Annotated in this window: 22 protein-coding genes; 10 read left to right on the top strand and 12 right to left on the bottom strand. The window is 55.9% G+C overall.

Translation table 11 applies throughout. The annotated features are described in order from the left end of the window. Positions 1-52: 52 nt before the first annotated feature. Positions 53-1,648 carry an ankyrin repeat domain-containing protein gene (locus tag ACFOTD_RS06575; RefSeq protein ID WP_378116918.1) on the top strand — a complete coding sequence of 532 codons (1,596 nt, stop codon included), beginning with the start codon at positions 53-55 and terminating at the stop codon, positions 1,646-1,648. 115 nt (positions 1,649-1,763) lie between these two features. Here the strand turns inward: ACFOTD_RS06575 and ACFOTD_RS06570 are convergent, their stop codons facing one another. From ACFOTD_RS06570 to ACFOTD_RS06555, 4 genes are all read right to left on the bottom strand, one after another. Beyond that, on the bottom strand, positions 1,764-3,059 hold the full coding sequence (locus ACFOTD_RS06570; RefSeq protein WP_378116916.1) for an MFS transporter: 1,296 nt from the start codon (positions 3,057-3,059) through the stop codon (positions 1,764-1,766). Positions 3,060-3,170: 111 nt separating this feature from the next. After that, positions 3,171-3,902 carry a glycosyltransferase family 2 protein gene (locus ACFOTD_RS06565; protein WP_378116914.1) on the bottom strand — a complete coding sequence of 244 codons (732 nt, stop codon included), beginning with the start codon at positions 3,900-3,902 and terminating at the stop codon, positions 3,171-3,173. Continuing rightward, the gene (locus tag ACFOTD_RS06560) at positions 3,902-4,639 is read right to left on the bottom strand and encodes a glycosyltransferase family 2 protein (protein ID WP_378116912.1); all 738 of its coding nucleotides are present in this window, start codon (positions 4,637-4,639) and stop codon (positions 3,902-3,904) included. Before ACFOTD_RS06560 ends, ACFOTD_RS06565 begins: the two co-directional genes overlap by 1 nt. A 135-nt stretch (positions 4,640-4,774) precedes the next feature. Further along, positions 4,775-5,485, bottom strand: coding sequence for a VOC family protein (locus ACFOTD_RS06555; RefSeq protein ID WP_378116910.1), 711 nt, complete (start codon positions 5,483-5,485; stop codon positions 4,775-4,777). Between the two features lie 164 nt (positions 5,486-5,649). Between ACFOTD_RS06555 and ACFOTD_RS06550 the strand changes: the two genes are divergently transcribed. The 3 genes from ACFOTD_RS06550 (at position 5,650) to ACFOTD_RS06540 (ending at position 9,764) form a co-directional block, all read left to right on the top strand. After that, positions 5,650-6,357: a MerR family transcriptional regulator gene (locus ACFOTD_RS06550; RefSeq protein WP_378116908.1), complete on the top strand. Its 708-nt coding sequence runs from the start codon at positions 5,650-5,652 to the stop codon at positions 6,355-6,357. A 2-nt stretch (positions 6,358-6,359) separates the two neighbouring features. Further along, positions 6,360-7,295 carry an AraC family transcriptional regulator gene (locus tag ACFOTD_RS06545; protein ID WP_378116907.1) on the top strand — a complete coding sequence of 312 codons (936 nt, stop codon included), beginning with the start codon at positions 6,360-6,362 and terminating at the stop codon, positions 7,293-7,295. A gap of 123 nt (positions 7,296-7,418) precedes the next feature. Then, positions 7,419-9,764, top strand: a complete 2,346-nt coding sequence (locus tag ACFOTD_RS06540; protein ID WP_378116905.1) for an alpha-L-rhamnosidase-related protein — start codon at positions 7,419-7,421, stop codon at positions 9,762-9,764. Here the strand turns inward: ACFOTD_RS06540 and ACFOTD_RS06535 are convergent, their stop codons facing one another. The 6 genes from ACFOTD_RS06535 to ACFOTD_RS06510 all read right to left on the bottom strand — a co-directional run bounded on the left by ACFOTD_RS06535 (position 9,765) and on the right by ACFOTD_RS06510 (position 13,907). Further along, positions 9,765-10,619 (bottom strand): hypothetical protein, encoded by an 855-nt coding sequence (locus tag ACFOTD_RS06535; protein WP_378116903.1) that lies wholly within the window; start codon positions 10,617-10,619, stop codon positions 9,765-9,767. It abuts the gene before it with no gap. 80 nt (positions 10,620-10,699) lie between these two features. Then, positions 10,700-10,963 carry a hypothetical protein gene (locus ACFOTD_RS06530; protein ID WP_483862633.1) on the bottom strand — a complete coding sequence of 88 codons (264 nt, stop codon included), beginning with the start codon at positions 10,961-10,963 and terminating at the stop codon, positions 10,700-10,702. Positions 10,964-11,109: 146 nt separating this feature from the next. Continuing rightward, entirely contained in the window at positions 11,110-11,793 is a 684-nt protein-coding gene (locus tag ACFOTD_RS06525; protein ID WP_378117074.1) for a helix-turn-helix domain-containing protein, read from the bottom strand. A 267-nt stretch (positions 11,794-12,060) separates the two neighbouring features. Continuing rightward, on the bottom strand, positions 12,061-12,504 hold the full coding sequence (locus ACFOTD_RS06520; protein ID WP_378116901.1) for a VOC family protein: 444 nt from the start codon (positions 12,502-12,504) through the stop codon (positions 12,061-12,063). A gap of 36 nt (positions 12,505-12,540) precedes the next feature. Beyond that, positions 12,541-13,422 (bottom strand): TolB family protein, encoded by an 882-nt coding sequence (locus tag ACFOTD_RS06515; protein ID WP_378116899.1) that lies wholly within the window; start codon positions 13,420-13,422, stop codon positions 12,541-12,543. A gap of 32 nt (positions 13,423-13,454) precedes the next feature. Further along, positions 13,455-13,907: a VOC family protein gene (locus ACFOTD_RS06510; protein ID WP_378116898.1), complete on the bottom strand. Its 453-nt coding sequence runs from the start codon at positions 13,905-13,907 to the stop codon at positions 13,455-13,457. Positions 13,908-14,173: 266 nt separating this feature from the next. Between ACFOTD_RS06510 and ACFOTD_RS06505 the strand changes: the two genes are divergently transcribed. From ACFOTD_RS06505 to ACFOTD_RS06480, 6 genes are all read left to right on the top strand, one after another. After that, positions 14,174-15,307: a S1C family serine protease gene (locus tag ACFOTD_RS06505; RefSeq protein WP_378116896.1), complete on the top strand. Its 1,134-nt coding sequence runs from the start codon at positions 14,174-14,176 to the stop codon at positions 15,305-15,307. A 199-nt stretch (positions 15,308-15,506) separates the two neighbouring features. Continuing rightward, the gene (locus tag ACFOTD_RS06500; RefSeq protein WP_378116895.1) at positions 15,507-16,085 is read left to right on the top strand and encodes a TetR/AcrR family transcriptional regulator; all 579 of its coding nucleotides are present in this window, start codon (positions 15,507-15,509) and stop codon (positions 16,083-16,085) included. A 109-nt stretch (positions 16,086-16,194) separates the two neighbouring features. Further along, positions 16,195-17,325, top strand: coding sequence for an NADH-dependent flavin oxidoreductase (locus ACFOTD_RS06495; RefSeq protein ID WP_378116893.1), 1,131 nt, complete (start codon positions 16,195-16,197; stop codon positions 17,323-17,325). 146 nt (positions 17,326-17,471) lie between these two features. Beyond that, entirely contained in the window at positions 17,472-18,425 is a 954-nt protein-coding gene (locus ACFOTD_RS06490) for a helix-turn-helix transcriptional regulator (RefSeq protein WP_378116891.1), read from the top strand. A 61-nt stretch (positions 18,426-18,486) separates the two neighbouring features. After that, entirely contained in the window at positions 18,487-18,981 is a 495-nt protein-coding gene (locus ACFOTD_RS06485) for a GyrI-like domain-containing protein (protein ID WP_378116889.1), read from the top strand. Beyond that, entirely contained in the window at positions 18,981-19,811 is an 831-nt protein-coding gene (locus ACFOTD_RS06480; RefSeq protein ID WP_378117072.1) for a sulfurtransferase, read from the top strand. The genes ACFOTD_RS06485 and ACFOTD_RS06480 overlap by 1 nt, the downstream gene beginning before the upstream one ends. 165 nt (positions 19,812-19,976) lie before the next feature. Here ACFOTD_RS06480 and ACFOTD_RS06475 read toward each other — a convergent pair whose 3' ends face one another. Together ACFOTD_RS06475 and ACFOTD_RS06470 are read right to left on the bottom strand one after the other, a co-directional pair. After that, a complete protein-coding gene (locus ACFOTD_RS06475) occupies positions 19,977-20,600 on the bottom strand; it encodes a hypothetical protein (RefSeq protein WP_378116887.1) in 624 nt (207 codons plus the stop codon). 30 nt (positions 20,601-20,630) lie between these two features. Beyond that, positions 20,631-21,632: a hypothetical protein gene (locus ACFOTD_RS06470; RefSeq protein WP_378116885.1), complete on the bottom strand. Its 1,002-nt coding sequence runs from the start codon at positions 21,630-21,632 to the stop codon at positions 20,631-20,633. Positions 21,633-21,792: the final 160 nt, after the last annotated feature.

Raw genomic sequence — 21,792 nt, 5'->3', positions numbered from 1 at the left:
TTCCTTAATCATGATAGAAAGGGAGAAGAATCCAGTTTAAGGAGCTCAAACGATGCCCGCCTTTTCCCGCGTCAGCCGCATGGTCTTGACTACAGCAGCAGCGCTGCTAATTACTGCCGCGCTGCCGATATCCGTGCCGCGTCTGTCGGCAGCGCCCGCTTCGGCAGCGACGGTCACCGCCGCCAAGCAGCAATTAACGCTTCAGCTCCAGACGATCCGGCTTTATCAGGTAATGATGGTTCCGGCCCGCGCCTTCTTCCAAGGCGTTGGAGCGCGCTTCCAGGTTCAGGGCAAATCCTTTTCCGCTACGCTGGGTAACCACAGCCTATCCGGGACAATCGGCTCGCCGCAAGCTTCCGTCGATGGCAAGGCCATGAAGCTGCCATACTCGCCCAAGGTCATCAAGGGCACGTTGTATATTCCGTTACAGTTGGCCGCAGGCCTGCTTGATTACGATTCCTGGCGCTATGACGAAGGGACGCGGAAGCTGACGTTCAGCTATAGCAAGAAAAAGCTGGGCGAACTTGCTGCAAGCCTGCATAACGCGGCTAAGAAAGGGAACGTGAAGCTACTTCAGGAGTTGCTGGACAAGGGCGTCGAGGTGAACGCGAAGGTAAATGGCTATTCGGACTGGACGGCGTTGGATTACGCGATTATGAACCACGAGCCGTCGGCCGCGAAGCTGCTGCTGGAGCGCGGGGGGACGTACAAGCCGGTGCTGTTGGTGTCGCCGCTGCTGTATCCGGGCGATAAGCAAACGACCGATACGTTGGAGGTTCTCCTGGAACACGGTTTGGACCCTAACTTATGGATTTCCTATATGCATGCGAACTTATTGGAGCTGGCCTGCATGAAACATACCGAGATTCGTTCCGATGCGTCGGAGGTGACAACCGAGCCATCGTACGAAGTCGTACGGCTGCTTCTGGCGCACGGAGCTAAGGTGACGACGGATGCGCTGTACCATGCCGCCGGAGCAGGCAGTTACGAGATCGTTCAGGAACTGCTGCGGCATGGCGGAGACCCGGATCAGCGATCGAGTTTCGGCGCTACGCCCAGGGAGGTGGCCCGGTTCCGCGGCGTGGAGCAATGGCTTGTTCGCGATGCCGGTCAATCGCTTGCGCCGCTAGTCTTCAGGACAGCCGAGGGAACCGAGCTCGAAGAGGGTACGGTACAGCTGAGGCGGTTGGCCGGCCCGGGTTCGCAGACTGGAAGCGAGCCGCTGTCGGTGAGCGTATCCTTTTCCAAACAGGCGTATGTTAAAGAGGGGAGCTATCAGCCCGAATTCGTAACTAAGTATGGGAAAGGGTGGGTGCTGCATCGGCAGCCGGCGATCGATATTCAAGGCGGGACCTCCGGACCTGCGGCACTGCAATTGCCGAGGCTGAACGCCAAGGTACGTCTGGTGACGGCGGACCCGGCGCATTGGACCGGCGCGCTTTATGTCACCGATGCCGCTTCGGGTCAGGGATACCTGTTTCAGCCGGCGGAGGGCGTCTTCGAGCTCTATCTGCCTCCGGGCAAGTTCTTTATCGACATGGTCCGGCCGGGCAGAGAGCTCACGCCTTCCGCGTCGGCCGTGTCGATCGAGATCAAGGAGGACCAGCTCTATTATGAAATTCCGGTTCCGGTAACGGAGAACAACTAGGCTGATGGTGACATACTCGTAGATGATGAGGTAGGGATGGCGCGCTCGGCAATAAAGCTCTATGTAGAGCTACATCGGTCTAGTTGGCGGCGTGATTTGCTTCGTGTAACTGGGACTACGCTTCGAAAGAACGAGGCGCATGGCGGCGTGAGCCCCGGCGATACCAGAGCATCACGGGAAGCAGCAGCAAGGCCAGTGCGCCCCCCGCGAGCGAGAGCGCGGCGAAGCTCGAGAAGGCGACGACCGCGCCGGATAAGGCGCCTCCGGCGGCGCCCGCGAGGGAGATCAGCACGTCGACGGAGCCCTGCGTCTTGGCCCGCGTGCGCAGGCTCGTCGCGTCTATGATGACGGCCGTGCCGCTGATGAGGCCGAAGTTCCAGCCGAGGCCGAGCAGCACCAGGCCGAAGATCATCCAAGCCGAGGAGTCTCCTGGCGCGAATGCGGTGACGAGCGCAGCAAAGAGCAGCGTCCCCGCCGCGACGCAGGACATCGCGATGCGCCCGACTTTGTCCACGAGGACGCCGGTTACGAGCGAGGGCAGGAACATGGCGGCGATATGCGCGCCGATCGTCAGGCCGACCATGTCGAGGCTGTGTCCGTGGTGCTTCATATGCAGCGGCGTCATTGTCATGACGGCGGTCATGACGATCTGCGTGATCAGCATGACCGACGCGCCGACGATGATACCGCGATTGCCGGATCGCACCGGCGCATCGGGGACGGCGTCACCGACTTTTTCACCGGCGTTGCCGGCAGCAGGCGCATCGGCAGACGCATCAACTACACCTGCCTTGGCGACGAGGAACGGATCCGGACGCAGCAGGATGGCGAACACGAGACCCGCCAGCGCGAACGCAGCCGAGGCCAGCATAAATGGCCCCGCGAGCGGCGGGATCCCCCAAGCGGTCGCGAGCCTGCCCATAGGCGAGACCAGGTTCGGTCCGGCCACGGCGCCGAACGTGGTCGTGACCATCGCGATGCTGACCGCGCGGGCCCGCTGATGCGGCTCGGCGAGGTCCGTACCGGCATAGCGCGCCTGCAAATTGGTGGAGGTGCCCGCGCCGTAGACCAGCATCGCCAAGAGCAGCAGCGGCAGACTGTCCCATGCCGCCGCCCCGACAACGCCCAGCGCGCCGACCGCGCCGGCCAAGAAGCCTGCCGTCAGCCCGGCCCGACGGCCCAGCCGCTGGGTCAGGCGCCCGACAGCAAAGGCCGACAGCGCCGAGCCCAGCGTGAACAGCGTCGTCGACAGCCCGGCCAGGCCGTCCGATCCCGTCATATCCTGCGCCAGCAAGGCGCCGACCGTAATGCCCGACGCAAGCCCTGCGCCGCCGAACAGCTGCGCGATCACGACGATCGTGAGCGTCCGCTTATGAATGGCCCGCCGTTCCGACTGCGTATATGTTTTCATTCGTACCTCCAATAGAGTAGGGTAGTGGTCTATTCTATTTTATAAATCATACTATGAATCGGCATCGGATGTCAGGACATTTTTGCGCACAAAAAAATTCGTCCGCCTCGGCTAGCTTCGGCAAACGAACTTTAAAATGTCCTTGACCCGCAGCGCCTTGGCGTTCCGGGCCATCAGACGCTTGTCGCTGACGACCCAGGTATGGTCCCGCGATCGCGGCCTGCGCATGGCGATGAAATTGCAGGGGCTTCCCGCATAGATCCGGAAGCCGCTCGCTCTTGCGTCGGCGCACAACTTTACGCATTCTCCGCCGTTCAAGTCGCGAAAAGCGACCCGGTCGAATACCCGCCGCCGGACGAGCAGGGTCGCGCCCTGCACCTGATCGACGTACCGGTTCGCCTTGTCGTAGTACCGGTGCAGGAGCAGCCTCCTGCCGGCCAGATACATATAGTGCGCGCGCTTGCCGACGATGTCGGCCCCGGTCGCGCGCAATACCCGCACGCTCTCCGCCAGGTAGCCCGGACCGTAATAATCGTCGTCGTCGAACTTGGCGACGAGCGGGTGCCGGGCCAGCCGCACGCCGATATTCAGGCAATGGCCGAGCGACAGCTGCGCCGGCACGGAGACGACTCTCACGTTTTTGTAAGATGCTGCGGCCTTCGCGTACGCATCCAGCCGGAGCCCGTCGCCGTTCAGGATCACGATGAGCTCCTTATCCGGATGGCGCTGCCTGCCGTAGTTTCGCAACAGCGCATCCATATAAACGCGTCTATCGGTGCAGGTCACGACGGATACCGCGAGCGGGCCGGACGCGGACGCCGGTTGGCCCTCCATGCGCGCCATTATTGGGAGCCCCGCGGCTTCCTGCGTACGTAGCGCTTGTAGTCGGTTATGTTCGGGATCGTCCGGTTCTGCGAGAGGAGCTCCCGGTCGCCGATGATCCATGTGTGGTTCAGCGAGTTTTTCCTGCGGATCGCGACGAAGTTGAATCTTCCGCCCGAATACACCCTGTAGCCCCGGCGCCTGCTGCGGTCGCAGAACAGGTCGTCCTCGCCGACGCTCCGGTCAGGGAAGCGGACCCGATCGAACACCCGCTTGCGGAAAACGAGCGTAGCCCCCGGCAGCCGGCCAACGGGCCGGCGCTCGTCCCGGGAAAAGCGAAGAATCAGCTTCTTGGAACCCTGCAGATACATATAGTGCGCGCGCTTCCCGACGACGTCGGCCCTGAACTCGAGAAGGGCGCGCAGGCTGTCGGTCAAGTAATAAGGCGCGTAATAATCATCGTCGTCGAACTTGGCGATTCGGCCGTATCTTGCTTTGCCGACGGCGAAGTTGAGGCAGGCGCCGAGCGAACGATGCTCCGGCATGCGATAGATTCTCACGTTGCGATGCTTGCCCGCCATCCGGCGATAGGGCGCGAGCGGGATCCCGTTATGATTGACGACGACGATCAGTTCCTTCTCCGCATGCGTCTGCCTGGCATAATTGCGGAACAGGTTGTCCAGGTAATCGCGGCGGTTCGTGCAAGCTATAACTGAAACGCCCTGTCGTCCACGCGTGTCTAACGAGCCGTTTCTCAAGCTGAATCGCTCCCCTTGTCCCGTGAAAAATAGGATGTTGCTATAAATTATGGGGTCAAGCGTTAGAGGGAACGGCAGTTTTGAAAAAGAAGCATATGCACCGCGTCCGGGGGACGCGCGCATACGCCGGCTCTCTTATTCGCCGTCCATGATTTCGCGATGCTGCTTACGGATTTTGTTCCAGTCCGGGTGCTCGGCGCCGTAATGGCCAATTAGCTGTTGCAGCTTATCGTTAATGTCCGGATTCGCCGCGTTACCGCACCGCATATGAATATCCAATGCGATCAGCCCTATTTTTGCGCGGTCCAAGTCCGACAGTTCTAGCGAATCCCACCCCTCCGCGGGGAAAAACTTCTCCAGCATGCGGAACGCCGAACCGATGTCCTCTTTTGAATGGAACAAGTCGTAGAGCGTTTCGAAATTTTTTGCATGCGCCGCGCTCTCGAGCGTTCTGTAAAAAGTGCCGTCCGCATCGGGAGTTCCGACGTAAAACGTATTTCCGCCGACATCCGTCAACGTAAATCTTCGGTCCTCCGCCAGATGTCTGATTTTCGATATCCGAGGAATGCCGGAACGAGGTATTTTACCGAGATGTCGCTTCAATCCGGCTGCGAATTGCTCGTATACCCGGTTTACGTCGTCGACCTCGATATAGCACAATTGAGGATTTTGATGGGGCAATATTCGCTTCGTTCCGTAAAAATGCAGTTCTAGCGAGCCGAAACGGATAACCGCATACGGATTGGGTTTCGTATAAACTTGAACGGTCTGAAAACCCAGGCTCTCAAAAAAGGACACCTGATCCTTAATTGCGGGACACGGCAAAATCGGCATGATCTTAACCATGGTTAAGCACCTCTTTATCGTTAATTTAGCTTACCTATTTAGCCTATCAAATTCATGCAAATGCGAAGGTTCGTCGGCATCTGCGGCATGCTAGAATGATTAGAAGGCTATAAACCCGTCATGTGCTTTAATCTTGATTTGCAGATCTGATCAAGGAGGCCGAAATGAAGGGAATTGAGATCGCCAAAAAATTGAATATAAGCACGAGTGCATTAAGGCATTATGAAGCCTGGGGAATCGTCCCTCCCGTCGAGAGAGCGGCCAATGGCTACCGGGTTTATAGCAAGGAACATGAAGCTTATTTTCAATGCATTCGCGACATGTACGCCGGCTTCGGGATGAACTTGATTCGGGAGGCGATGCCGCGCATCGTTCGCGGAGAAATACTTGATGCCTTATGGTTAATTAACAAGGCGCAGGTCCGTCTGCATACGGAAAAAGAAACCGTACAAAAAACAGTGAACATGCTCGATCTGACAGCGCTGAGCGACCTGCCGGCTTACCGCAATAAAAGCTCGTTTACGATTGGCGAGGTGGCCGAAGAAGCGAACGTATCCGCCTCATCGATACGGCATTGGGAAAAGGAAGGGCTTATTAAGCCTCAACGTCGGCAAGAGAGCCGATTCCGTATGTATAGTCCCTCGGATATTCGTAGGGTGCTTGTCATCCGAACGGTTCAACGGGCCGTCTATTCCTTAGATACGGTCCGTGAAGTATTGTCGAAGCTTGACCAGCATAACATCGCGCAGGCCAAGGACATTGCCCGTAAAGCGCTGGAATACATCGATCATGCGCTGGCCAGGCAGATGCGGGGTATCGCGAGCCTGCAGCGTCTCTTGGATATGACCGAACACAAGCATAGAGGAGAATGACGATGCTCCCCTTCGTACAGCTGGCGCAGTTCCGCGAGATCAGGCCTTATGTCCGGTTCGCCCACTTTACGGAATATCCGATGAGGGTGCCTTCGCGTTATTTGTTCGATCACGAGCTGATACTGATCGAGCGCGGCCGGGGCACGATTTTTACGGAGCTCGGCGCCTTTCCGTACGAGGAGCGGTCGCTGCTGATGATTCCGCCCGGCATCCTTCACTCTTTCAAGGACGATCCCGACGCGTCGCTCGGACATGCGCATTCGGCGGTCCATTTTGACTGGGAACCGCATTCGGAAGAAGGGCTCCTTCAAATTGTCGGGGAGCGGGAAGGGCCGATTCGGCCGGACGAGCTTCCCGGGGAAGCGGCCAAGCTGGGCTCGTTATGGCTGCCGAATATGGTGCGGGTCGACGGGGCCAACGATGATACCCTTGCCCTCGTCAGGGAGATTGTCGAAGCGTTCCGCCATGATCGGCCGCTGCGGAAACTGGAGCTGCAGGTCCTGTTCCTGCGGTTACTGCTCGACTTGTCGAGGCAACTGCAGGACGGGAACGCCGCGTGTACGCTGCTGACCGGACGGAAAAATGGCAAGCCGAGGGACCGCTCGGACATTACGAATTACATTTTGAAAATGCATGACGCGATCGGACGCAGTCCCGTTACCGATGACATTTTAAATCAATGGCAGGAGACGGTGTTTTTCAGTGCGCCGCATTTTCACCGTTTATTCAAAGAGCAGACGGGCTGCACGCCTCATGAATATTTCACCAAGCTTCGGATCGAAAAGGGCGCCATGCTGCTGCTAAGCACGGATCTCCTGGTACAGGAAGTCGCATATGCCTGCGGCTATGCGGACACCAGGTATTTCAGCCGGCTCTTCCGAAGGATCGAAGGATTTAGCCCGAATCAATATCGCCGCATTTTCCTCCATCGGGATTGACCTGTATTTTCGCGAAAAAAGAATTGATCAAATTGTCCACCTTCTATGAAATCTGCGGCCTCCTGCATGCTGCCGTCCGATTGGTACAATCGGCGTAAGCATAAGACAAGGAGGCTGTCTTGCATGAAGAACGTGCCCTGTTTGTGGCATCCGTCGCCTTCCCGCACGCAAAATGTATATGTACTATTCCAATCGGTGTTGGCGCTTGATGAAGCCGGCGACGTGCAGCTGAATGTGTTCGGCAGCAGCCTGTACAGGATCTACCTGGATGGAGAGGAAATCGCGGAGGGACCTGCGCGATTCTCGCCCGACCACCCGGAATACGATGTTCACACCGTGCATTTGCCGGCCGGGCGCCGTATCCTGTCCGTCATCGTGCACGATTACGGGGTGCATACGCGCATTTTGATGGGAGGCATTCATCCCTTCCTGCAGTGCCAGGCGACCGGGAAAAACGGGCCGATTCCGCTGGCGTGGAGGTGCAAGGAGTTGGACGCCTTCGAGCCGATCGACCGGCGGGTCAACGGGCAACTGGGCTGGATGGAAAGATGCGACACGAGGCTGCTGCCTGATGTGCGTCAGGCGTTCGACGGGGAGGGGTGGGCGGAAGCGCTCGAAATCGATCACCCGCTTGGGGATGCCGCTTACCGTCCCAGTACGGTCGGCGACTGTCTCCGTCTGCCGGTCGCGGCCACCGAAATTGCACGCGGCACGTATGCCGACCGATTCGGCTACGTGAACGACGATCCGCCGGTGCGGTTCATAAGCCGGGATCTGCAGCCGCAGCTGCCGGACGACGGCGTCTGGGTGCGGCTCGACTTGGGCAAAATCGGCTTGTACCGACCGTGCATGACGATCGATGTGCCGCGGGGGACAATCGTTGAGGCGGGCTACGCCGAATCGCTGACCGACGGACGCGTATTCCCGGTCATCCCGCTGTCGGCCAGCACGTCCTGCCATGTCGACCGATGGATCGCCGCGGGCGGACCGCAACAGCTGCTCACGTTTGCGCCGCGCGGATTCCGCTTTATCGAAGTCCACATTGCCGCTGTCCCGTCCGAGGTAGTCTCGCTTCGCGTGGAAGGCATTCTGCGCACCCGCTACGGCGAATCGGTCGGCACCTTCCGTTGCAGCGATGCGCAGCTGAACGATATTTGGCGCCTCGGCGTAGAGACGCTGCGCGCCTGCGCGGAGGACGCGCTGATCGATACGCCGACGAGAGAGCGGGGGCAATGGATCGGCGACGCTGCCGTCATCGGCATGGAAGTGCTCGGCGTCACCTTCGGGGATCTCGAGCTCGTTCGCCGGGGACTGCAGCAGGCTTCCTATCGCTGCAGGCACGACGGATTGGCCGCAGGACTCTGTCCCGGACAAGAGGCTTACTTAACGACGTACGCGCTCTATTGGATCGACGGATGCATCCGCTACGCCCGGTTGACCGGGGACGCCAGCCTGCTGGAGGAATGCTACGAGACGGCGGAGCGCACCATCGACTACTTTTTCGCGCACATGACGCCGCGAGGCACGCTTCCTTCCGCTGACACTTGGGACTTCATCGATTGGGGGCACTCGGTCGTGCCCGGCGACATCAACGTCAGTCTCAATCTGACTTTACAGAACACGCTGGGGCAAATGGCAGCATGGGAGCAAGCGCGCGGCTTGCACGACAAAGCGGAGAAGCGCAGGGAACAGCATGAACAGATAGGCAAGATCGTGGCGGAGCACTATAGGTCGGCGGAGGGTTTGTTGGCAAAATCCGTGTCGGCCGACGCGCCTTCGACGCCGGAAAAGAGGAAAGCCGGTTATCACGCTACCGTTCTCGGCTTGCTGTACGGTTTGTTCGACGAAGAGACGAAGTTGCGTGCGATCGCGTTCATAAAGCAACATATGATGAACTGCTTCCCGAACAATCCGGACGCGCCCCGGCTTGCGCATCCTTCGGCCAATCACGAGCGGCTGATTACCCCGAGCTTCTCCCATTTCTCTCTGCAAGCGTTGTGGGAGGCCGGGGAGGCGGATTTCGCGCTGGAGCAGTACCGGACGTGCTGGGGGTGGATGCTGGATCAGGGCGTCACGACGCTGCTCGAGGTGTTCGATACGCGCTGGAGTCACTGCCACGCGTGGTCCGCTTCGCCGACCTGGCAGCTGTCGCGGTACGCGCTTGGCCTCATCCCGGAAGCGGGCGAAGACCTGTATCGTTACCGGCTGTGCTTCCAGCCGGGGACGCTGGATTATGCCTCCGGCAGCGTGCCGCTGCTGGCGGGGAAGGGCATGATCCAGGTCGAATGGAAGCGGACTGCACCGGGGAAATGGGCATACGAGCTGCGCACGGAACGTCCGATTCGCGTGTCGCTCGAAGGCGTACGCGCGATCTCGCTTATGGTGTTGGATGGCAAAGAAACCGCGCCGAGTAATCGATTTGAGGTGCAGCGCAGCTTGGCGTTTAATTTTGCCGACGTTGGCGGTTGATCATCTGGACTCGGTTGCGAAGGCAAAGTTACCAAGCTCGAACCCATCTGTCCCATAATGAACTGAAGCCGTAATATCGCCAAAATATTGGGGCTCCGCAAGGCCGTCGATAACTAGGCCGACCGCGGCCCGCAGGCTCACTCCCGTGTCCTCTGCTTTAAAATAAACAACGGCGCCGTACCCCAGTTCCTTCCCGATCGCTTCGGCGCCGTAATCGTTGGCAAACGCATCCAGATCTACCTCGTACGTCCGACCGCCAACCGTGATGCGGCCGAGCCATTTGCCCGCCTGTTCCGCTTTTTCGAACGAGATTGCATCCCCCAGCTGTGCCAGGTAGTCCTCCTCCTGAAAAACATGGTCGGCAAATGGCCGCTCGCCCGCGCCTTCCGTTCCCGTCAGCTCCACGATGTGGAGCTCGTCCAGCAGCAAGCCCGTCCCCGAGCCCAGCTCCAGCACGGCCGCCAGCTCGTCGTCGCCGTCTTGATCGTAGTCGGCGATCGCCAGTGTCGGCAACACGCCACGGACGGTCGAGTATCTCCAATCCATCGTCTGCCGCGTATCTCCGACGGCGAGAATCGCGGTTTTGCCCGTGTCCGGATATAAATAAATGCCTTTGTCCGGTATAGAGGCAACCGGCGCCGTCCCGGCAGTCTTCTCTTCGGGCGCTGCCGGGGCGTCGGCCTTGCGGCTCGCGTCGGTGCTCTCCGCTGTAGCGGACGTCGCTATACCGGCAGGCTGCTCGCTCGCTGGATCCCGCCCGGGCGCCTCCGCCGTCGAGCAGGCGGATAGTAGCGTTAGGATTGCGGCGACGCTGCCTAAGCCCTTCCAACCCGTTTTATTTTCAGTTCTAGCCACGCTGTTCCCCTCCTAGGTGTTTCCAATATAGACGATGAGAGGTGGAGGTGAGTTCAGATCTATTGGCAGGATGAGGAGAATTAAATCTTGTTGGATGCAAGAAGCATGAAGAAAATATGCTCCATAATAACGGGGAGTTCTTGGTGATGGAAATTAGGAAATCGGGTTCGATTTGTCAGCGCGTATGTTTGCGGCGGGTGGACGTGATGGGGCTCTGTGGTTGTCTGATAACGCGGATCTCCATCATGTGGCTCGCTATGAAATTTTAAAATGTTCTGCCCATCTGGATCAACCCAGTTGTAGTAAGATACTTCAATAAATCCGCCGCTTATTTCTTCGGTCACGAACAGCCGCGAGCTGTCTTTAAAGATGAATGTATGACGGGTAACGCGAATGCTTGTCAGCAGACCGCTGCCGTCCCCATCACGCGAATCCAGAAGAATGGAATTAAAGTCCCTCTCTAATTGGCTGATATTAGAGGGAGGCCGCACTACCGTTCTTGCCGCCTGTCTATGGATTTAAGCAAACCGGCCCATTGCTCCGAATCCCTCGCTTCGGCTGGCGTAAGTTCCCATCTGCTCGCCAAAGTCTCTTCCCAAGGACCGCCGTATTTCTTTTCGAAATGCACGACGGCGTTGGCGAGATCCGCCAGTTCCTCGGCGGCTGTCATTGGTTTATTTCTGCCTAGGCGTTCTTGTTCAACTTCGTAACGCTGTGCAACTTCCGCAACCGTAGAATGCGTGCCGGTCGGAGCCGTATATACCGCGTTCTCCGGTATGCGCGCTTGTTTAAAACGTTCGCCTTTTTCTACGCCTTGGAAACGTCCTTGGTTAATCCAATTGTTAATCGTTGCTACGCTAACCCCGAAGAAACGGGCGGTATCGCCAGTCGTAAATGTTCTGGAAGGTGTAGGATCGGACTCTACGCCGAGCGTAACCATGTAGAGAAGTGCGCGTTGGAGTGCGAGAGGCGTATGCTCAACCGACAAATGCTGCTCAATGGATTGGAGTACGTCCGTCGTGTTTTTTGTTGAGGTCTGCTCGATATAATTAGCCAGCGCTTTAACGAAAAGCTTTGTTTTGGCGGGATCCTCCTGCTGGAGATGTTGTTTTATGGCTTCCGATATAGTCAGTGCTTGTGAGATCGCCATTTCCTTTTCAACCACATCAAACATGTTCACTCACCTCGTCTCCATTCTATCAGTCTTCTCTAAAAACTTCAATTAAACTTAAAACAACTTTAACTAAACTTAAAGTTCACTTACACGTCTATGCACTCATTATAAGGTTAAAAACTGCGTGCTATACCACGATTCGATCGGGTGGTTCGCACGAGGATTAACTGGGCTAGAACGGGAAGAGGACGCTTTTGCCAAAAAGGCGCAGGCACCAATTCGGTGTCTGCGCCCCTTCTGTCTAAGCACCCGTCGCGCCTAGGCCAATCAATCAATATCCAGCAGCTCCAGAATAACGCCGAGATCGGCCGTGCTGTCGACATAAGCGTATTTGTCGCCGTTCTGGATGAGCGGGAAGCCGAAGGCTTCGAGCTTGGCGGCGGTCTCCATCATCCGGTCCTTCGCCTTGAAGGCGATATGATGGACGCCGGGTCCGTTCGTCTCGAGAAACGCCTTCCAGGTGGTCGGGTCGTCCGTTGGCTCGATGAATTCGAGGACGGTATTCTCGAGATCGAAGAAGGAGAGCTTGACTCTGCCGGGCGTCGGCTGGCCTAGATAGGTGACGGTATCGCTCCCGTCCGCGTTGGCTGTGTTGACGGCGGGGACGGGGACCCCGAGCAGTTCGGCCAACCGCCGGGTCGCTTTCTCGGCATCGCGTACGACGATCGCGATCTGGCAGACGAAGGTGGTGCCCAGAATCGTATTTTGCATGTGCTCTCTGCCTCCTCAAATGAGTCTAAAAATGACTTACTCTATAAGCCGATAGCTGACGAACGCCAAAGTGCGGCTGTCGGGCGCCCAGGAGTTCACGTTAAGCGTACCCTGTCCGCCAAATAAGGAGACGAGGGTACGGGATTCGCCGCCGGCGGCGGGCATCAAGCGGAGCTCGACGTGCTTGTTGGCGGGATGATCGCCGGGTGCGACGTCGCCCTTGCGGTATGCGATATAGACGACCCATTGTCCGTCCGGGGAGACGTGGGGAAACCAGTTGTTGCTCTCCTCGAACGTCATGCGTACTTGCTCGCTGCCGTCGTCGTTCATGCGCCACACCTGCATGAGTCCGGAACGTACGGAATTGAACCAGATATGCTTGCCGTCCGGCGAATAATCGGGGCCGTCGCTCAGACCGGGCGCGTCCGTCAGTTGCGTCTCGATGCCCCCGTTTGCTGGAATCGTGTAGATGTCGTACTCGCCGTCTCGCTCCGCGCAATAAGCGAGCGTGCTGCCGTCGGGCGACCAGCCGTGCAGGTAACTGGGAGCCAGTGGCGTAACGAGCAGGGGGTGTCCGCCTTGCAAGGGAAGGACATAGATACGCGACTGGCCGTCCTCGAACGTATGGTGGCTCACGGCGACGCGGTCGTTGTCGGGCGACAGGACGTGGTCGTTGTTGCATTGAACCGCGAAGCCGGAGTCAATTACCTGGCTGCTCCCTGTGGCAAGGTCGTATTCGTATAGGCGTCCTTGGCTGTTGTAGATCAGGCGGGTGCCATCGCGGGTCCAATTGGGCGCCTCGATCAAATGATCGAATTCCGCCAGGACGCGGCGCTCGCCGCTGTGAATGTCGATGGTCTCGAGGATGCTGACGATCGGGCTGACATCGAGCTTGCGAGGTTCTTTTAGACTGTTCATTGCGCTTGTCTCCTTGTCTATAGCCGGAAGGGCTAGGCCCGCGGCTTGATGTTCAGATTGACGCCCAGATCGTCTTCGCTGTCCACGATCGTCCAGCTGCTGCCCGGATAATAGCCGATCGTCCGCATTGCGTAGCCCATTTCCTCCAACTCGCCCACAATCGCGTCTCGCTTTTCGCCGACCTGAAAGCCCAGATGATGCACCCCGTTGCCATGCTTGTCGAGAAATTCGCGAAACGTGCTGTCCCGCTCGTCGGGCTCGTGCAGCTCGATAACGAATGGGCCGACTTCGATATTCGCCAGCTTCAGGCCGTAATCGGCCGGCTTGCCCCGATAAGTCAGATCGGGATTGAGCCCGGGCGGCTGGTAGCGGATCTCGGGAACGGGGATGTTGAAGAAGCGGGCCCACGTCTCCGCAGCCTTCTGGATATCTTGCACGACGATGGCGATCTGGATGAAGCCGTCAAAGGAGAGAAAATTTTTCATATGCGGCGACCTTCTCTCGGAGTGGAATGGAAGTATTAACAACGATTGTGAACGCGCGTTTATGGATTTGTTTTCTTATCATACACAGGGAGTTAAAGCGTTGTCAATCTTCTCGCGGAGCATGTGAGCGGCACATAAGAAGCTTCGCGTTTCTGCTCAAAGCGCAGCTTGAATCTTTCAGGAACCTTTTAGGCTCATTTAAGCTCAGATTTAGGTTGGGGGTCCAAGATAGAGTCATAGCAATCAAGCATGGGAGGATGACTCGAATGAATGAACATAACGAGAAGAACCATGAAATAAACGACAAAAACGAGCCTGTGTCGATCTATCGCTACGATTCTTCAACCCGAGTAGAATCGTTGCGCTCCTTCTACGAGGAAGAGTTGAATGCAGCCGAAGCCGAACAAGCGGCAGCAGCGGAGAAAGGCGGCGGCGGTCAAGGCGGACGCGGAAACGGACGCGGAAATCGCCCCAAGGGCTTCTCGCCCAAGTTAGCCGTCGCCTCGTTCCTGATAGGCGCCCTGGTCGTCGGCGGAATGACCTTCATGTCCGATAGGCTAAACCTGTTCACCGGAGGCGCCTCCGCGGCAGTCGAGTCGGCAGCAGTCGGCAGCGCTTATTCGGACGCAGCAGGACTTACGACGGCGTCGGTCTCTGCTTCCTCGAGCGTTGACGAGAAGATCTCTACCGTGTTCGACCAGGCGAATCCCGCAGTCGTGGAGATCGAGAATTACGGCGTCGAGAGCCAGTCGTCGGCAAACGGCCTCTTCGGAGGACGCGGCGGCGGATGGACGGATCCGCGCGGGCAATCGATGCAGTCGCAGCAGAGCAGCGAGCCCGAGCTGATGGGCACGGGAACCGGCTTCTTTTTCAACGAGGATGGCTATATCTTGACGAACGAACACGTTATTGCGGACGCGACGGAACTTAAGGTAACCGTACCTGGATACGACGAACCGCTCACGGCAAAGGTCGTCAATTCGAACGAGGATCTCGATCTGGCCGTAATCAAAGTCGAAAGCCCGGACGGCAAGAAGTTCCCGGCCCTGACGATCGGCGATTCGGATCAAGCCAACATCGGAGACTGGGTGATCGCGATCGGCAACCCTTACGGACTGGATCATACGATGACCGTCGGCGTGCTTAGCGCCAAGGAACGCCCGATTGCGATCGCCGAAGACGACGGTACCGAGCATCAGTACGAGCATCTGCTGCAGACCGACGCCTCGATCAATCCGGGCAACTCGGGCGGTCCGCTTCTGAACGATAAAGGCGAGGTCATCGGCGTGAACACGGCCGTGAACGCGGAAGCGCAAGGCATAGGATTTGCCATTCCGGCATCGGTCATCCAGGATGCGCTGACCGACCTGATGGCGGGAACGACGGCGACGAGCCTTTAATCCTGATTGCCCCTCAAGAGCAGCGAACAACCGATATCTCCTGCGACAGATGCGAAAAACCAAGGGCCGGGTCAGTTCGTCTCTCGGCTCTTGGTCTATATATATCCATGACATAAATCCATAACAAGAAATGGTTCAACAACATTATGGACTTATCGGTCCGTAATGTTGTATACTGCTGTTCAGGTGGTGAAGCAAAGTGGCCAGGCCGCGTAATTTCAATGAGGAAGACGTGTTAAGGAAGGCCATGACGCTATTTTGGTCAAAGGGCTTTGAATCGACCTCGTTAAACGATCTGCTTCAAGCTACGGGTCTGAGCAAGAGCAGCCTGTACGAGACCTTCGGCAGCAAGCATGAGTTGTTTCTCCGGGCGTTCCAGCTGTACAAAAAGGATCGGATGGACGGTTTCACCGAATGTTTGAGCCAGCCCAATGCCTATCTTGCGATCTCTACCGCTTTCCAGACGGTACTGGACGGCAAGGGAAATCAAATGGGCTGCATGACTGCGAATGAAGCGATTGAGTTGGCTCCCCACGATCCCAAACTTCAGGAGATGGTGGAAAGCGACTTTCATGAAATCGAGCAGGTTTTTCTGGCGACCATCGAACGAGGCAAACAGAACGGTTCGCTCTGCACGGGAACAGAATCGCGCAAGCTTGCCCGCTTCCTGACGGTATCTCTGCAAGGAATCAATGTGATGATTCGAGCGAAGGCACATCGAGACGTCATGGAGGATACCGTTTCCGTTATCCTGGAGAAGCTGAACGAACGCAAGTAAGGGGTTCGTTTTTCTTTTTCACCATTATGGACTGAATAGTCCATTATTATTTTGTTTGTTATGGACTGATCGGTCCTTAATGAAATATAAAAAACAGAGGAGATTAACCATGAACAACGCGTACGAATCTATATTTACATCCTTCCGTTTCCCTTCCGGCGTCACCGCCAACAATCGGATTACGATGGCCCCAATGACCCTTATGGCCTCTCGATCTAACGGACAAGTGACGGACAATGAACTGGCTTATTATAATCTCCGGTCACGCGGAACGGGTACACTCTTTACCTCCAGCGCACTCGTGTCTCAGTCCGGTAAGCTTGCCGAGAACGGCTTTGGGATCGACAAAGACGATCTGCTCCCGGGATTGAAGAAAATGGCGTCCGTCATTCGGAACAATGGAACGAAAGCGTTCGTTCAGCTTTTTCATGGCGGTCGCTTGAGCACGCCTGCCTTTCTGGCTGGCGGCCAAGCGCTCAGCGCCAGTGCGGTCGCGGCAGAGCGGGAGGGCGCAGCCGTTCCCAGGGCGATGACCGAAGCGGAAATCGAAGCGGTCATCGATGACTTTGCGCAGGCCACTCGCAGGGCGATAGAAGCGGGCTTTGACGGAGTCGAGCTGCATGGGGCTAACGGCTTTTTGCTTCAGCAATTTTTCTCTCCCCATTCGAACCGCAGGGAAGACCATTGGGGCGGGACCCTGGAGAAGCGCATGAATTTCCCGCTCGAATTGATAAAGCGAGTAAAGGATACGGTTGCCAAGCACGCTGCATCGCCGTTCGCGGTCGGATACCGAATCTCTCCGGAAGAAAATGAAAATCCCGGGATTACGATGGCCGACACCCTTCAATTCGTGGAAGTACTGGCGGCACAAGGCTTGGATTTTATACATGTATCCGTAGATCGCTTCTGGGCCGGTCCAAGAAGAGAAGAGGACAAGGACAACGAGAAGTCAAGAATCGTCATGATTCAGGAGCGCGTGGGAGACCGTATTCCCGTCATCGGCGTCGGCGGGTTGTGGACACCCGAGGATGTCGTACAGGCGCTCGCAACCGGAATTCCTTTGGTCGGGCTTGGGCATGCCATGCTGCTGAATCCGGATTGGGTCGAAAAAGTTAGGAACGGACGGCAAGCAGAAATCACGACGACGCTCTCGCGTTCTTCGCAAAAGGAGCTAATGATTCCCGATGTCATGTGGGGGATGATTACCAATGTTCCAGGGTGGTTTAACGTCGTTGATTGATGAAAAGTGAGTATGCGACCTGGCGCAGCCCTTTTTGGGCGCTCGAGCATCAGCTTGGCAAGTAAGATTGGAAGTCCATGCAAGGATTATTAAGCGTGGGGGAGAAATAGTAGGAAGCCAAGAAGATCGCGTCAGGAGTGCATGCAGTGAAGCTGGAACGATTATTATCCATTATTGTCCTGCTCATGAATCGTCGTATCGTGCAAGCCAAAGAGCTCGCGGAGCGGTTCGAGGTGTCGATTCGGACGATATACCGGGATGTCGAAGCGATCCATGCGGCGGGCATTCCGGTCGTTACTTACCAGGGAACGAACGGCGGTATCGGGTTGACGGAAGGCTACCGTCTGGATCGGAATGTGATGACCAACGACGAGCTTGCCGCCCTCGTTACTGCGCTCAAAAGCATCTCGACCTCATACGGCAGCGAACGGCATCTCCGGCTCATGGAGAAAATCAACAGCGTCTTCCCGCCCGATCGCGCCGAGGAATTTCATCATAAGACAAGCAGCGTGCGGATTGATTATGCGCCTTGGGACGGCAACGAGAGACTGCAGCCCAAATTGCAGCTGTTAAAGGAAGCGATAGATCGCTGCCTTGTCGTAGGACTCATCTATTCCAACGCTGAGGGCGTGTTGTCGCATCGGGAGATCGAGCCGCATACGCTCGTTATGAAGGGACGACAGTGGTATCTGCAAGCTTACTGCCTGGATAAGGAACAGTTCCGGCTGTTTAAGCTGCACAGAATGAAGGATCTGGAGCTCTCTTCGGGGCAGACATTCGTCCGCCGGGTGCTCCCGACGCAAGCCGCCAATACTAGCGGAAGCCCGTGCGAGCAGCCTCAGGCTGAAGAGATCGTCCTGCGCTTCGATGCCGAAGCCCGTCATCTGGCTGAGGAATGGTTCGGCATTGAGGCGCTCTTGAGGATGGAGGACGGCAGATGGCAGGTGAACAAGGCGTACCCGGAAGACGAATGGCTGTATCGGTTTATTCTGGGCATGGGGCATCACGTAGAGGTGATGGAGCCTGCCCATTTGCGGGAGATCATCGCCAGTCGTGCTGCGCATATTGCAAAAAGATATAGAAGCCGCACGCCAACCTGACAGAGAGCTGTCAGGTTGGTTGGTTTATACTGGGCGCATGCAGATAAAGGAGTGATCGACGATGAATCGAGAGCCAGTTCGTATCGAAGAACGACCTTCCTTCGTAGTGGCCGGGATCAGCACCGTCACGACAAATGAAGCCGAGCTAAGCGGTGCAGGCAAGATAGGGAAGTTGTATGAACAGTTTTACTCGAATCAACTGGAGGCTCGACTGGAGGCTCACATTCGTTCCCCGGGGATCTATAGTTGCTATTTTAACTATGAGCAGGGTCACCTCGGAAAGTATGAAGTGATGGTCGGTGTGCATGTGGGAGAGGCTTCAACGGATATCCATTTGGCTTCCGTAAAGGCCTTTATCGTGCCTGCTTCAAAATACGCCGTTTTCGTCACTGAGCGAGGGCCGGTCATAGAGGCGGTGCAGCGAACTTGGGGAGAGATCTGGCAGTGGTCGCAGCAAGCCGGCAACGAACGGGCGTTTACGGGCGATTTTGAGTATTATGGCCGGGAAACGGATCCGAATGACGGACAAGCAGAGATTTATATCGCGATACGTTAATCGTTCGAATCCTTTACGGCAGCTGCGCCTCGGTCACGTCCTTCAACACGCAGCCGGAGGCGGGGCGACGCGCCTATGAGCAAGATCATATTCCGGGAGCGGTCTTTTTCGACCTCAACGCCGACTTATCGGGGCCGAAAGAGCAGCACGTGGGCAGGCATCCGCTGCCGCCGCTTGAGGCGTTTGCGCTGAAGCTGGGCGCGGCCGGCATCGGAGAGGAGACGGAGGTTGTCGTATATGACGACCAAGGCGGCAGCATCGCTGCGCGGCTCTGGTGGACGCTGAAGTATCTCGGGCACGAGCGGGTGCGGCTGCTGGCAGAGGGCTACTCCGGTTGGCGCGACGCTGGCCATCCCGTGACGGACGAGTTGTCGACGCCGGTTGCGAGGGCGTTCGTCCCCCGCGTCAACGAGGCGCTGCTCGCGGACGTCGGACAGGTGCGGACGGCGATCGGGCGCGAGGGGGCCGTGCTGATCGACGCACGCAAGCCCGCTCACTACACGGGTGAGGACACAAGCAAGTACGCCAAGGCCGGGCATATTCCGGGCGCCGTCAACCGCTTTTGGGAAGCGGGCTCGCCGGGCGGCGTATTCCAGGGCGCCGCGGCGCAGAAGGCGCGCTTCAAGGACATTCCCGCCGATGCGGAGGTCATCGTTTACTGCGGCGCGGGCGTGACGGCGACGCCGAACGTGCTGGCGCTGGCGGAAGCGGGGTATCGGGACGTGAAGCTGTATGTCGGGAGTTGGAGCGATTGGGTGTCGTATAGCGAGAACCCGATCGCGATGGGGAACGGATTAGTCTCGAAAACGCATAAAGTATCTAAACAGTAAACGAGCCGTCAAGTAGCCCTAAGGCCATGACAGCTCGTTTTATATACGCCAGGTATTGCATAGAATCAAATGTTTTGACCTGCACGTCCGACATTGAGAAACCAATGCTCAGCATGGACCCACTCTATTTCAACATCTCATGCAATGGACATTCACGGTTCTTGTTTACAGAGACGGTGCTGTTGTAGGTTTTGGCGTTTCCTGCTGTTTTAATTCCACTAGGTCTTTAACCTGTTGCTTTCCGTTTTCGTCAATAATGACATACAGAACTTTGCCAAGCATTATTACAATAAGTTCCTTATGAAGATCGTCCGTAAAATAAATCGAGCGGGCAATTCCGCTTCCGCCTTCCCAATCTGGCGCCCCGGCGATTCTGTTAAATGCCATCGCGACCGATTCTATATCGCTGTTCGTACTAATAACGCGTTTAGCATCCTCGACGCTCAATCTTGTGCTGGTTTGCGGCAACTGCCCTATGATCCTGAGGGCCTCTCGCTTCCATACGCCTATTCCAAAGCTGTTATCCTTTTGCAGCGCGATAAGAGCTTCCGTCTGTTCTCTGCTCGTAGCTTGACTTATAAATTCGCTATAACCATCCGCTTCATGATTGGCCTGTGGAACATCACCCAAAGCTGCTTTTTTTGCTTGAATGCTCTGTTCGATATCCGCATCCGCCTTGTTCATCCATGAAGGCGCGATATTTGGATTATTTGCAAAGACAACTGCGGAAGTAGCAAGAAGCGCAGTGACAGCGACGACTATTGTGGCTACTTTATTTATTGTTTTCATTGTTTAATCCCCCTATCCAGTTTCATAATCTTAAGAGATCAGCAACGTATAATAATTGATATGGTTTGTATAATCCCACATTCCAATATAATAAGTTTGCCCTGCATATAAATATGCATAAAAGTTCGTATTGGATGTCGAGGAATCTGCAGCCACTAAATTTCCATTTGCATCGTAGAGCACGCCATCCACATCGTAGCCGGTACCTGCGGAGGTTGTAATTGTGTGGTACCTGGTGCTTGTTGGCGTAAAAATAAAATAATCTTTATCTCCCGCATAATCGAACCGGGAAGACTTGCTGCCCGTTACATAAGTACTTTGAGTAATACTGTCGCCCGCCTTATCCCGAAAATCAGTGGTTGTACTTGTTGTTGTATCGGATTGTCCGTAGTTATGAGGATAATCGGTTACGGCATCTTTGCCAATGACAAAAAATCTAATTCCGTCATCATAGCCGCCCTGTTGTCCTTTTGTTGTAATATTGGCATTGGTCAATACTTCATTCGTATCGAATGATGTATTTCTCACTGTTGACTGTCCCGGTTTATGAGACCATGTTCCATCGCTATGCTGCATGTAGAAGTGATAATCACTAAAAACTCCATTTTGCTGAATGACCAAAGCTATTTTTCTATAACCGGCAGGCGCTTGATTGGCGTTGGTCACTTCAGATATAGACCATCCTAAGGTTGAATAGTCTTCGAACACACGATCTTTAACAAAGGCATACAGATTGTTCCAATAAGTTGCGGCATATCCATAGCTCTGCATAAGGGAAGCGAATTGCTCCGTATTGTTATAGAACTCTCCGGGTTGTTGTTTATAAGGTGAAGTCGATGAAGCGCTGCCCATGTAATAAAACTGGGAGGCATACCCATAACAATTCATTCTGTACTGCATAAAATCATTATTGTACTTTGTCGGGTTATAAGATGAATCAAATCGATTCTGAACGGGAGCTGCTGCATAAGCGACAATAGCCGGAGACATTACAATTAATAGAGCAAAAATAGAAAGCAATACTTTTTTCATAAAAGGCCTCTCTTCTTTGGTAAGATTATTTATTTATCTTTGACTTACTCTCGGGCTACATCACCTGCCTACCCAATAAAGTGATTAAAATGGTAATTTGAGGATAATATACACTGATTTCAATCTTGTGTAAATAGAGTAATTTAAATTATTTCCATTC

The organism is Cohnella sp. GCM10012308, from assembly GCF_042649185.1.
Taxonomy (GTDB): Bacteria; Bacillota; Bacilli; order Paenibacillales; family Paenibacillaceae; genus Cohnella.
This window is presented reverse-complemented; position numbering and strand designations above follow the sequence as displayed.